The organism is Marivirga atlantica (assembly GCF_016734805.1).
Lineage (GTDB): Bacteria > Bacteroidota > Bacteroidia > Cytophagales > Cyclobacteriaceae > Marivirga > Marivirga atlantica.
The window spans coordinates 533,966-546,234 of the sequence record NZ_JAERQG010000002.1; the positions used below are offsets into that span (position 1 = coordinate 533,966).

Sequence of the window (12,269 nt, forward strand, 5' to 3'; positions counted from 1 at the left end):
CTCTGGTTTCCCACAGCAACTTGATTAGATTTGTAAACCACAACATTCACCGAAACATGAACGCAGCGGAGGCGCAAAAAAGAATTCAGGAATTAAGCGAGAAGCTACATTATTATAATCATCAATACTATCAGGAAAGTGTTTCTGAAGTAAGTGATTACGAGTTCGACAAAATGCTGGAAGAGCTAATTAAGCTGGAGGATGAATTTCCGCAGTTCAAATCTGATGACTCACCCTCGCAGCGAGTTGGTGGTGATATTACCAAAAGCTTTGAAACCTTTGAGCATATCATCCCAATGCTATCGTTAGGGAATACCTACTCTAAAGAAGAACTTGAGGATTGGGACAAAAGAGTGGCTAAAGGTCTGGATGGTGAAGCATATGAATATTTCTGTGAACTTAAGTTCGATGGAGTGGCTATCAGTTTACATTATGAAGATGGTAAATTAGTAAGAGGGGTTACCCGGGGTGATGGTACTCGAGGTGATGTAATTACCACCAATGCAAAAACCATAAGAACCATTCCACTTAAAGTGAGGACAGAAGATTTCCCTGCCTATTTTGAGGCAAGAGGAGAAGTATTCTTGCCGAGAGAAAATTTTAATGCTATTAACAAAGAGCGTGAGGCCAATGGTGAGGAGTTGCTAGCAAATCCCAGAAATACAGCTTCGGGTACTTTAAAAATGCAGGATTCATCGGTGGTGGCTAAAAGAAAGCTTGATTGCTATTTATACTCATACAATGGTGAAAATCTTTCGATTACATCTCATGAAGAGGGTATCAAGCAATTGGAAAAGATGGGGTTTAATGTGTCGCCCACTTATAAAAAATGTGGTGATATCAATCAGGTGTTGGCCTATATCAACGAATGGGAAGAAAAAAGACACACATTACCGCTTGATACAGACGGTATAGTTATAAAAGTAAATAGCAAAGACCAACAGCAAACATTGGGCTTCACTGCTAAGAGTCCGCGCTGGGCAATTGCTTACAAATACAAAACAGAAAGTGCGGTTACTGAACTGAAAGAGATTACCTATCAGGTAGGAAGAACAGGTGCAGTAACCCCTGTAGCTAATTTAGTTCCTGTACAATTGGCGGGAACCACAGTAAAAAGAGCTTCTCTTCATAATGCGAATGAAATTGCCCGATTGGATTTACGAATTGGCGATATGGTGCATGTGGAAAAAGGAGGTGAAATTATCCCTAAAATTACAGGTGTTGACTTGAATGCACGGAAAGCAGGCAGTAAACCTGTTGAGTATCTGACTCAATGCCCTGAATGTGGAACAGAATTGGTGCGTGCCGAAGGGGAAGCAGTGCATTATTGCCCTAATGACAAAGGTTGTCCACCACAGATAAAAGGAAGTATTGCCCATTTTATTCAGCGAAAAGCAGCTGATATCGACTCACTAGGTGATAGAACCATCGAATTGTTATATGATAAAGGATTGGTTAAAAATGTAGCCGATCTTTATGACCTTTCTTTCGAAGATGTGTATCAACTAGAAGGATTTAAGGAACTTAGCACTGAAAACCTATTGAAAGGTATTGAAGCTTCTAAAGAGATTCCTTTTGAAAATATACTCTTTGGGCTGGGCATTCGTTTTGTGGGTCGTACTGTGGCTGAAAAGTTGGCGCAGCACTTTAAAACTATAGATCGATTATCAGAAGCGACTTATGAAGAATTGGTAGAGGTGCCTGAAATTGGTGGGCGAATTGCGGAAAGTGTGGTGAATTATTTCAATGATCCTGATAAAAGAGAGTTGATCGAGCGATTGAAGGCTAAGGGACTTCAATTTGAAGTTGTGGAGGAAGAAAACCAGCAATTGAGTAATGCGCTGGAGGGTAAGTCTTTAGTGGTTTCAGGAGTTTTCACAAATTATGGTCGCGATGAAATTAAGGAAGTGATCAAGCAGCATGGTGGAAAAGTAGTCTCGGCAATCTCAGGAAAAGTAGATATCTTAGTGGCTGGTGAAAATATGGGGCCTGCCAAAAAGGAAAAGGCTGAGAAGCTGGGAGTACAAATCATCAGCGAAGAAGAATTCACAAAAATGATATCATAAAAGTTGTTAAGCATCAAAAAGAAACTCTTAGCATATAAAGTAGAGCGAGGGCTCAAAAAGAACAGGTATTTACCAAAGGCCTTTTCTTATAAGGAACTGCGTAAAGTAGGCGTCATCTTTACTTTTGACGATTTAAAAAAACACGAGGCAGTAAAGAGTTTCATCAAAACATTAGAGGCTGATGGTATAGAAGTAAAATCCCTCGGGTATAAACCTAAAGAGACTCAAAATTTTGAATTCTATTTTGATTTCTTTGAGGATAAGGATGTGAATTTTTTCGCTCAGATGAAATCGCCTTACATGTTGGGTTTTCTAAATCAGAAGTTCGATTATATCTTCTGCCTGGATGATGACCTAAACCTCTACATGCAGTATTTGCTCGTCAATGCGAAATCTTCCATAAGAATTGGTGCCTTACAGGATACCGAAGCGGAGAATCGTTTTTTCGAGTTAATGGTAAAACCAAAGAACACGCAAGACACGAAGCAGTTAACAACAGAAATCATACAAAATATCAGAAAAATTTCAGGGAATGAACAGTAAATTCAGAGGTGTTGGACCCGCATTAATAACCCCATTTAAGAAAGATTTAAGCATAGATTTTGAGGCGCTCAAAGGTTTATTAGAACATACAGCAAAAGGCTCAGATTATTTCGTTGTGCAGGGTACTACTGGTGAGTCAGCCACGACTACTTTCGAAGAAAAGCAGGAGATACTCAACTTTGTTAAAGCGAATAATCCCAAACAATTACCAATAGTCTTTGGAGTAGGAGGTAACAACACTGCTGCTGTTTTGGACTTTCTAGATAAAATTGATTTATCAGGTGTAGATGCCATATTATCGGCAAGCCCTCATTACAATAAACCTTCACAGGAAGGTATTTATCAGCATTATGTTGCTATTGCCGACAAGTCACCTGTGCCTGTTATTTTATATAATGTACCAGGCAGAACAGCTTCCAATTTAACGGCTGCTACTACGCTTAGATTGGCAGCTCATCCTAATATCATCGGTATAAAAGAAGCATCTGGTAACTTGGAGCAATGTATGCATATCGCTTCAAAAAAGCCTGATGATTTCCTCTTGATTTCTGGTGATGACTTACTGACAAATAGCTTGATAGCAATGGGAGCCGTGGGCGTAATCTCTGTATTAGCCAATCCTTTTCCAGAGACTTTTGCCGCCATGGTGCAAAAAGCTTTAAATGGTGACTTTGCAGGATCAAGCAAAGAGCTATTCAAACTGATTGAAATAAATCCTACCATGTATGAAGAAAGCAATCCTGTGGGTGCCAAAGAAGCCTTAAAGCAACAAGGCGTTTGCGATAATTATGTTCGCATGCCTTTGTTACCAGCCACGGAGCAATTGAGTGGAAAAATAGCTGTTGGCATTAAAGCTTTTGATTTAAAATAGGATTTATAAATGTTTTGGAGATAACTCCAACAACGGGATATAGTGGTGATTCAGCTCCTCCTTGGAGAAGGAGGAGAAAGGACCGAATAGTGAAGAATTCCAAATTCCCCTTTTTTACTAAGAAGGAATCTCATCATAGCTAGAAATTACGATTTCTCATTGATTGAACTCCTCCTTGGAGAAGGAGGTTGGGAGGATTGATTTAATTATAATGTTGGTGTTATCACCAATGAATAGCTCAATTAATTAGGCTAATTCTAAGCGTCATTCCCCTGCAAAGGGGAATCCTTTAGTTTAACCACAGCTTGAATCTAATTATTAGAGAAAGCTTACTTTCTAAGAATAGATTCCCGATGTCTCGGGAATGACGCTTTAAGAAACATTATAGGAGAAAACTAATAGTTGTAACTTAAAGAATGTGTTTCACCAACATTGTTGTTAGTTGAATCTCTCACAACAACCCCTTCTCACCTAATTCCTTCTCTAGTTCTTCATGCTTAGCCCAGAAATTGGCTTTGATTTTCTGAATGGTTGCTTGAAAGTCAGGGTGTGATTGCATTTGGAGGATTACAGGATCTTTATCCAAAAATAACACAAACCAGTATTGAAAGCTGTCGTATTGGGTGAAGGCTTTTAAATACTCCATACCTTTCTCAATAGCTCCTTTCGAAGCATAATAGGCCGATAAGCTCAAAGTTTTATAAATAGATTGGTCGTTTTCAGCATAGGCTAAATAGCTGTCATAAAAGCTTTGTGCCTCAGCTGTTTTACCTACTTGTTCCAGTACATAAGCAATTTTTATATCCTCACTATGGTAAATGTCTAGATGCAGGCTTTCTCGTATGTCAACAAGTTTCTGGTAATACTGCCATGCTTCCTCATAATCTTCCAGAGTGTAACAGACTTTGGCAACTTCCTGAATGACATCAAGTTTATTAGTATCCTGCTCATAAATTTTAATAAGTGATGCTTTGGTTTCCTCAAGGTCAAAATCCTGCCCCAGCTTGATATATACTTTCAGGTATTGTGAGTAATGATTCTTTGGGTTATAAGCCAATGATTTTTTCACATACTTTTCAGCTTCATCCAGGAAACCCGTTTGTACCAAAGCATTGCTCAGGTGGAGGTAAGTAATGCTTGTTGCAATAGAGTCATTACCTGCTGCAGCCACTTGAATGCCCTGTAAAGCATGTTTTAGATATTTCTCAGTATCAGGCATAACGTAAGCGTAGATGTCCGACATAAAATTGTGTATCCAGGCAATGTTGGGATAATAGGCTAATACCTTTTCGAATGCTTCAACGGCTTTTTGGTATTCTTTTATTTGCATAAAATACAAGGCGTGCGCAATCAGACTTTCACCCATCTCTGGTTCCAATTCCATTGCTTTGTCGGCATACTGTTTAAGCAATTCTGTATGTTGTTTTTGCTGCTGAAAAACATCCAGGTAATAATAAGAGACAGCGATGTAAGCATAGGCATTGGCAAATTGAGCATCTTCTTGAATAGCTTTCTTAAACTGTATAATTCCTTCTTCCAGCCCTTCACCGGTTTCATCATTCAGCAGACTTAGCCCTTTTAAGTAATAATCATAAGCGACTAAGTTATTGGTAGGAATTTTTTCTATTCTTTCCTGTTCTTCAGGGGTAATGATGGCATTGATTTCTGCGGCAATGCTTTTGGCTACATCGGCTTGTAATTCAAATATATCTTTGAGTTCTCTCTTGTATCTCTTTGACCAAAGGTGCTTGTCAGAAGGAGCTTCTATCAGTTGTATGGTGAGTACAATTTCATTTCCCATTTTCTGCCCACTGCCTTCTATAAAATAGCTCACGCCTAGTTCTTCAGAAAGCTCAGGGATAGATTTAGATATGTTCCTATACTGCTCAACAGTGGTTCGGCTGGTTACTTTTAAGTCCTCAATTTTCTGGAAGTTATCGAGTATAGCTTCCATGAGTCCATTCATAAAGTAGATGTTGCTGCTGTCGGGACTGTCGTTTTTAAAAGGTAATACAGCTAATGACTTACTGAGTTGTATTTCTGTTCTTGAAGTTGGCTTATAAAAAAAATAAATGGCAAGTGCAGCGGCTGGTATTATAAGAAGGAAACCGAAAAAGGCATAATACTTAAAGGAGTTTTTCTTTTCAGGATTCTTTACATGTGCTTCTGATGACTTTTCTTCAGTTTGCTCGCTTTCATTAAGAAGTTCGCCTGGTGTTTTTCCGTAGAGTTCTCTAAAGCATTTGGTAAAATAAGAAGTGCTTCCAAAACCAACTTTATAGGAGATTTCTGAAACAGTAAGCTCCTTTTCTTTTAGTAACTCATTAGCTTGCTGCAGTTTTACATTTCTGATAAAAACACTTACAGACACGCCTGTTTCCTGCTTTATTTTTCTTAGCAGATTGGAACGACTCATATGTACAGCCTCGGCTAATTCAGTCACTCCAAAGGCTTCATCGGAGATGTTTTCTTGAATTACCGCTACAACTTTTTGTAGAAAGGGGCTCTTAGGATGTAAGTAGTCAGTCATATAATACCACAAGGCGAGTCACAATATTCGGAAATAAAAATACCACTTACAACAGCTTATTTAAGCCTTTTGCATCATAGTTTATAGTACATCATCATAGTTTTTACACAAAACGCATAGCTTATAAGCATTGCTTCATGCTTATTAAGTGCAGCTTTACATTCCTGCTGACCTTTGTATCAATCAAATAATTCTAAACGATTAAACACAAAAAAATGAAAACGTTAAAAATGAAGAGTACTCGTAATTTAATAATGCTTGGTTTGGTGGTTGTCTTATCTACTACCACATCTTGCCAACAAAAAGCAGAAAAAGCAACTTCGGAAAATAACTCTGTAAGCGCTGAAGTTCCAAGCACACCTATTCAGGAGGCTACCTTTTTCGGTAACATTAAAGTGATTAAAGCACATGTGGCAGCTAAATCTGATTTAAATGCGAAAGATGCCTATGGCTCTACACCATTACATATTGCCGCTACTTTTGGTAGAACTGATGCCGCTAAATTATTAATAGAAAGCGGTGCGAATATCAATGCTACTAGTGCAGATGGTTCAACTCCTTTACATACTGCTGCCTTTTATGGAAGGGTTGAGCTTGTTAAGGCCCTCTTAGCAAAAAATGCAGATACTACGGTGAGAAATTCATATAATTCCACTGCTTTGGAATCTGTGACGGCCCCTTTTGAAGCTGTAAAGCCAATTTATGATCAGTTGAGTAAAGATTTGGGACCTTTGGGCTTAAAGCTGGATTACAAAGAGTTAAAACAGAATCGTGTGATTATAGCGGACTTAATCAAAAATCATCAATAATTGATCATGCTGTCTGTGAATAGAAGATACGATATAGATTGGTTGAGAGTCATTGCTATTGGTTTATTGTTAATTTACCATATAGCAATTGGCTTTCAGCCATGGGGTGTGTTCATTGGATTTATTCAGAATAATGAACCGCAAGAATGGATTTGGACACCAATGGCGCTTTTAAACATTTGGCGCATTCCGTTACTATTCTTTGTATCGGGCATGGGAGTATATTTTGCGATCCAAAGGCGTAATTGGAAAGCGCTTTTGTTGGAGCGCACCAAGCGAATTTTGCTGCCCTTTTTATTTGGTATGTTTGCTATTGTCCCCTTGCATATGTGGCTTTGGCAAAACTACTACCATCAGGATTTCTCCTTTATACCGAACCCAGCTCATTTGTGGTTTTTAGGCAATATATTCATCTACGTACTGATTTTTACCCCTCTTTTCTTTTATCTGAAATCAAAGTCATCAGGGAAATTACATAACATCATACAACGCTTAATGGGGAATCCTCTGAGCTTGCTACTTTTGATGATTCCATTTATTGCAGAAGCTAACTTAGTGCAGCCAGAACAATTTGAACTCTATGCCATGACACCTCATGGTTTCTGGCTAGGAATGATAGCCTTTATCACTGGTTTCATGTGCGTTTATTTTGGTAAATCCTTCTGGCAACTGGTGATGCGCTGGAAATGGGTCCTATTAACCATTTCTTTTGCCTTGTATGTCTTTAGAATACAAGACTTATCATATAATAGTAGTTATACGTTGATGGCCATAGAATCAAATTTGTGGATTTTTGCAGTATTTGGTTTAGGCTATAGTTATTTAAACAAACCTAGTAAACTACTGACTTACTTAAGCCAGGCAGCTTATCCAATTTATATTATCCATATGGCATTACTTTATTTAGCATCCTGGATTATATTTCCATTGTCCATAGCTCCCTTTTTCAAGCTCACCTTGGTAACCTTATTCACTTTTGTTGGATGTTTTATATTGTATGAGTTTGTGATCAGAAGGCTAAATTTTATCAGGCCACTTTTTGGTTTAAAGGTGCTTGAAAAGAAAGTGAAAACAACTGCGGATGTGCCAATAATGACTTCAAGAGTTGAAAAATCGGTTTAATATGGACAGAAATCACTATTTTGAGGAAATTGATTAAGAAATGAAAGCTGCCATCAGAAAAATATACGGACCACCTTCCACAATAGCCGTTGAAGAAGTTAAAACCCCTGTGCTTAAAGCAGGAGAGGTTTTGGTGAAAGTTCATGCTACAACTGTTAACAGAACCGATTGTGCTAACCTTACAGGGAAACCTTTTATCATGCACTTTGTATTAGGCTTATTCAAACCTTCTAAATCCATTTTGGGAACAGATTTCGCAGGAGAAGTGGCGGTAGTAGCTGATGACGTAAAAACATTCAGCAAGGGCGATGGCGTTTTTGGATTTATTGATACAGGTGCTGAATCTCAGGCCAACTATACTAAAGTGAAAGCTGATCAATTGTTTCTGATTCCTGAAAATGTAGGTTTCAAAGAGGCCGCAGCTAGCTTAGAAGGAGCGCATTATGCTTATTCGTTTGTTCATAAAGTGCAGATCAAAACAGGGCAGAAGGTTTTGATTAATGGTGCTACGGGAGGAATTGGCTCAGCACTATTGCAGTTTGTAAGACAATACGATGTACATATCACTGTCACCTGCAATGATAAAAATAGAGAACTCATGAAGTCTCTGGGAGCAGATCAGCTGATCGATTTCAATCAGCAAGATTTTACTGAGCTAGATGAGACCTATGATTATGTATTTGATGCAGTTGGGAAGAGTACCTATGGTAAAAGCAAGAAAGTGTTGACATCAGATGGAACCTATATCTCATCGGAATTAGGGCCTTATGCACAAAATGTTTTTTATGCTATGTTCAGTTTTCTCTTCAGGAGAAAAGTGATTTTTCCTATTCCTTTTAGCACTAAGCAAACCATACCTTTTATCAGTAAGACTTTAGCCAATAATACCTTCAAACCAGTAATCGAGAAGGAATATGATATAACAGAAATTTCAGCAGCCTATCAATATGTGATTTCAGGACAAAAGACTGGGAATGTGCTGATTACTTATAATTGACTTCTAAAAGATTCTAAATCAAATATACCTAAAACGAAGTAATTACGTATTGAAATATTATATTTGTACGTATAACTATATTGAGAATGGATTCAAAATTAACTTTAAAACTAAATCAAGAGGTTATTGAAAAGGCGAAGGCTTATGCATCAGAGAAGAAATTAAGTCTTTCCCGATTAATAGAAGCCTATTTACAGACTTTGACATCGGAAGATAAATCCTCAGAATTTGAAATTTCACCTTTTGTAAAGAGCATGTCAACGGGTGTAGAAATTCCTCTTGATCTTGACATAAAGGAGGCTTATTCTGCTCATTTAACTGACAAGTATAAATGAGCAAGAGAATATTCTTAGATACTAATGTAATGCTTGATCTCTTGGGGGAGAGAAAACCCTTTTATGACGCTATGGCTAAAATAGCCACATTAGCAGAAAGAGGTCAATTTAACATGGTGGTTTCACCTATCTCTTTTGCAACAGTGAACTATTTCCTTTCAAAATATGAAAACCACAAAATAGCGCGAGAGAAACTGCGCAAGTTTAAGATTATTTGTGAAGTCTGCTTATTAAGTGAGTCTACCGTTGAAAAAAGTCTTAACAGTGCTTTTAATGATTTTGAAGATGCACTTCAATATTTTAGTGCAACAGAATCCGCTTGCGAGATAATCATTACTAGAAATGCCAAGGATTTTAAAAAGTCTCTGCTTCCAATTATGTCAGCAGAAGAGTTTTTGAAGAGCATAAGCAAAAAACCTTAAAATGACTAAAAAGAAACGAACCTTGATTATAAGAATACTGTTGGCAGTCGGCACCGCCATATCACTCTATTTTGTTCCATGGACCATACTTTGGGCATGGATGAAACCCTTACCGGATACTGTACAGGAGCAGGCCGAAGAAGCTATCAGTCACGGTTTTGATGGTATTATTGTTTATATAGATCAAACTGGTAAAGCACCTGCTTATTATACTGCCGGATGGCATAACAAGGAAGCTAAGATTGCTGCCAAACCAGATGCCTTATTTAAAATCGCCAGCATCAGCAAATTATATGATGCCGTGGCTGTGGCTAAGTTGGTCAATGCAGGCCATCTTTCATTGGATAAAACCTTAACCGATTATTTACCTGAACTTAAAGGCAGAATTGAATATGCAGAGCAGATTACCTTAAGGCAGATGATCCAACACAGAAGTGGTATTCCTAATTTTACTGATGCATTCAATTTTTGGGCTGCTCCCACGCAGACATATGAAGAAAGCATTGCCTTAATTCTTGATAAGCCTGCCAACTTTAAGCCGGGCAAGAAATATGAATATTGTAATACCAACTACCTCTTAATCAATAAAATAATGGATGACGAGCTAGGGTATCCGAACTTCCGTTTCATAAAAGAAGAAATATTGGAGCCATTAAATCTACAGCATACCTATCCTTCACTTAGTGAAGTAAACATGGATGATGTGATGAGTGGCTATCACGTTGGGCACCCTTACGATTTAAAGGCAGATGAACACGGTATGTTGGCTATAGCACAAGATGTAGGCACTTTCATAAGAGCCTTAAATGATGGCTCCGTGTTTGAACCAGGAGAAAAAGAAATATATGATGCCATTTACAAATATGAGCATGCAGGATGGGTTCCTGGGTATCAGAGCTTTGCAAAATATGATGAAGATCTGGATGCCGTATTTATTGAATTTTACAGCACAACTGATCCTAAATTATACAATTGGAACCTATCAGAAGTCATCAACAAAAGAATCGTAAAAATTGTAGAACGAAATTCAAACTAGAATCTGCCATTACCTGCTTGTTGGTGATAACACCAACAAGAAAAGTTAGCAAAGCACGTCATTCCCCTGCAAAGGGGAATCTGTCAATTCAACTGAAGGTTGAATCTCTCCGAGAAGGAATAAATCTTTCGTTTTTTAATCTATAGAAAGCCAGCTTTCATATAAAAGATTCCCGATTACTCGGGAATGACGATCAAAAAAAATATGGCGGCAAAAGCAAAAGTTTTCAATTTGCTGATATGGTTTACTTTTGAATTACTTGTTTACTATTAACTTTCCTAGTTCTTTATGATGAATAGAACATTATTGATAGTAATAATTGTATTCCTCTTTTTTTGTGAAAAAAATAAACTGTTTTAACGAGCTTATATTACCATTCCATAAGAATCTATTTTATAAGGTTTAGTAGCTCACATTGGTGATGACACCAACAACAAAATTGTAAAAATTGTAAAATGTAATACGAAATAGCATTTCGCTGAGCCTCTTTGCTGAAGATAAAACTATTGAGAGGAGTTAGCAAAAGACGTCATTCCCCTGCAAAGGGGAATCTGTCAATTCAACCTAAGGTTGAATAATAGTAGTTTAGAAAACTAATTTTCTAACTTAAGATTCCCAATTACTCGGGAATGACGCTTGCATGTAAATTATAATGTTAGTCCGACACGTTAATTACCTCAAAAACTCACTACTCTTCTCCACTATATCCTTAAACAAATCAGGTAATTCATCTTTCTCCCAGGGATGAGCAGCGCCAAATACATGATTAGCCCCTTCATAAATAATCAATTCTGTTTCAGGTTTCCAGCTTTTGATATCATGCGCCATATTAACTGGCAAAGTTTCATCTTCAGTACCGTGAAAAGCTAAAAGCGGCTGTTTCATTTGCTTTACCGAATCAGGAATAGACAGCCTTTCCATATTATTTAATACATCATCATAAAGCTGAACATATAAAGGCATCTGTTGGCCTGTTCTGCTATTAGGTATATGCTGCACACCTTTTTCTCTCCATTCATCTAAAAAGCTTTGGGGCCAGCGCTGTGTTAAATCACTAATAGCAGCTAATGTTACCACTTTGCTGATGCGCTCATCCTCTCTGGCTTTTAAAAGCACTAATCCACCACCACGGCTATGGCCCATCAAATGGATTTGATTAGTATCTATTGCTTTACTCAGGGTTTCGTCTGAACCATTGCTACAATAGTCGATAACGTCTTTTAAGTCATTGAGCTCAATGCTGAAATTGTTATTACCGAAAGCTTCCAGGTCATCATGGTAGGTAGGAGAGTCTAGGGTGGTACCATTATGGCTCAGATTGAGCTTCAGAAAAACGAATCCTTTATTGGCGAAGGCATCGGCCATTAGGTTAAAAACACCCCAGTCCTTAAATCCTTTAAAACCGTGAACAAAAATGATCAACGGTTTCTTTTGATTATCAGAATTGTTAAATCTATAATCCGCTGAAATAGGCTTTTGGTGGTAACTGCTTGGTATAACGATATTTTTTGAAATCATTTTTCTAGATGAATTGCTTA

11 protein-coding genes are annotated in these 12,269 nt (G+C 37.7%); 9 read left to right on the forward strand and 2 right to left on the reverse strand.

Annotated features, from left to right (window positions below):
• The first annotated feature begins 56 nt into the window (after positions 1-56).
• The 3 genes from ligA to dapA are packed head-to-tail and all read left to right on the forward strand — an operon-like array spanning position 57 to position 3,480.
• Complete coding sequence (ligA, locus tag JKP34_RS09700) at positions 57-2,066, forward strand: NAD-dependent DNA ligase LigA (RefSeq protein WP_201920322.1); 2,010 nt, start codon at positions 57-59, stop codon at positions 2,064-2,066.
• Between the two features lie 3 nt (positions 2,067-2,069).
• Entirely contained in the window at positions 2,070-2,609 is a 540-nt protein-coding gene (locus JKP34_RS09705; RefSeq protein ID WP_201920325.1) for a DUF6913 domain-containing protein, read from the forward strand.
• On the forward strand, positions 2,599-3,480 hold the full coding sequence (dapA, locus tag JKP34_RS09710) for a 4-hydroxy-tetrahydrodipicolinate synthase (RefSeq protein WP_201920328.1): 882 nt from the start codon (positions 2,599-2,601) through the stop codon (positions 3,478-3,480). Before JKP34_RS09705 ends, dapA begins: the two co-directional genes overlap by 11 nt.
• A gap of 451 nt (positions 3,481-3,931) precedes the next feature.
• On the opposite strand, the gene JKP34_RS09715 is transcribed toward dapA, so the two are convergent.
• Complete coding sequence (locus JKP34_RS09715) at positions 3,932-6,010, reverse strand: helix-turn-helix domain-containing protein (protein WP_201920332.1); 2,079 nt, start codon at positions 6,008-6,010, stop codon at positions 3,932-3,934.
• Positions 6,011-6,225: 215 nt separating this feature from the next.
• Here JKP34_RS09715 and JKP34_RS09720 point away from each other — a divergent pair, with 215 nt between their 5' ends.
• The 6 genes from JKP34_RS09720 (at position 6,226) to JKP34_RS09745 (ending at position 10,731) form a co-directional block, all read left to right on the forward strand.
• Positions 6,226-6,819, forward strand: a complete 594-nt coding sequence (locus JKP34_RS09720) for an ankyrin repeat domain-containing protein (protein WP_201920334.1) — start codon at positions 6,226-6,228, stop codon at positions 6,817-6,819.
• Positions 6,820-6,825: 6 nt separating this feature from the next.
• A complete protein-coding gene (locus tag JKP34_RS09725) occupies positions 6,826-7,941 on the forward strand; it encodes an acyltransferase family protein (RefSeq protein WP_201920338.1) in 1,116 nt (371 codons plus the stop codon).
• Positions 7,942-7,981: 40 nt separating this feature from the next.
• Positions 7,982-8,938 carry an NAD(P)-dependent alcohol dehydrogenase gene (locus JKP34_RS09730; protein WP_201920341.1) on the forward strand — a complete coding sequence of 319 codons (957 nt, stop codon included), beginning with the start codon at positions 7,982-7,984 and terminating at the stop codon, positions 8,936-8,938.
• 86 nt (positions 8,939-9,024) lie between these two features.
• Positions 9,025-9,273: a DUF6364 family protein gene (locus tag JKP34_RS09735; RefSeq protein WP_201920344.1), complete on the forward strand. Its 249-nt coding sequence runs from the start codon at positions 9,025-9,027 to the stop codon at positions 9,271-9,273.
• Positions 9,270-9,695, forward strand: a complete 426-nt coding sequence (locus tag JKP34_RS09740) for a type II toxin-antitoxin system VapC family toxin (RefSeq protein WP_201920347.1) — start codon at positions 9,270-9,272, stop codon at positions 9,693-9,695. Before JKP34_RS09735 ends, JKP34_RS09740 begins: the two co-directional genes overlap by 4 nt.
• Position 9,696: 1 nt before the next feature.
• Positions 9,697-10,731, forward strand: coding sequence for a serine hydrolase domain-containing protein (locus tag JKP34_RS09745; RefSeq protein ID WP_201920350.1), 1,035 nt, complete (start codon positions 9,697-9,699; stop codon positions 10,729-10,731).
• Positions 10,732-11,403: 672 nt separating this feature from the next.
• Here JKP34_RS09745 and JKP34_RS09750 read toward each other — a convergent pair.
• Positions 11,404-12,249 carry an alpha/beta hydrolase family protein gene (locus JKP34_RS09750; RefSeq protein ID WP_201920353.1) on the reverse strand — a complete coding sequence of 282 codons (846 nt, stop codon included), beginning with the start codon at positions 12,247-12,249 and terminating at the stop codon, positions 11,404-11,406.
• Between the last annotated feature and the right edge of the window lie 20 nt (positions 12,250-12,269).

Coding starts and splice junctions, on each gene's coding strand:
- JKP34_RS09720 (WP_201920334.1), top strand. CDS start 6,226: ATGAAAACGTTAAAAATGAAGAGTACTCGTAATTTAATAATGCTTGGT.
- JKP34_RS09715 (WP_201920332.1), bottom strand. CDS start 6,010: ATGACTGACTACTTACATCCTAAGAGCCCCTTTCTACAAAAAGTTGTA.
- dapA (WP_201920328.1), top strand. CDS start 2,599: ATGAACAGTAAATTCAGAGGTGTTGGACCCGCATTAATAACCCCATTT.
- ligA (WP_201920322.1), top strand. CDS start 57: ATGAACGCAGCGGAGGCGCAAAAAAGAATTCAGGAATTAAGCGAGAAG.
- JKP34_RS09730 (WP_201920341.1), top strand. CDS start 7,982: ATGAAAGCTGCCATCAGAAAAATATACGGACCACCTTCCACAATAGCC.
- JKP34_RS09745 (WP_201920350.1), top strand. CDS start 9,697: ATGACTAAAAAGAAACGAACCTTGATTATAAGAATACTGTTGGCAGTC.
- JKP34_RS09725 (WP_201920338.1), top strand. CDS start 6,826: ATGCTGTCTGTGAATAGAAGATACGATATAGATTGGTTGAGAGTCATT.
- JKP34_RS09750 (WP_201920353.1), bottom strand. CDS start 12,249: ATGATTTCAAAAAATATCGTTATACCAAGCAGTTACCACCAAAAGCCT.
- JKP34_RS09735 (WP_201920344.1), top strand. CDS start 9,025: ATGGATTCAAAATTAACTTTAAAACTAAATCAAGAGGTTATTGAAAAG.
- JKP34_RS09740 (WP_201920347.1), top strand. CDS start 9,270: ATGAGCAAGAGAATATTCTTAGATACTAATGTAATGCTTGATCTCTTG.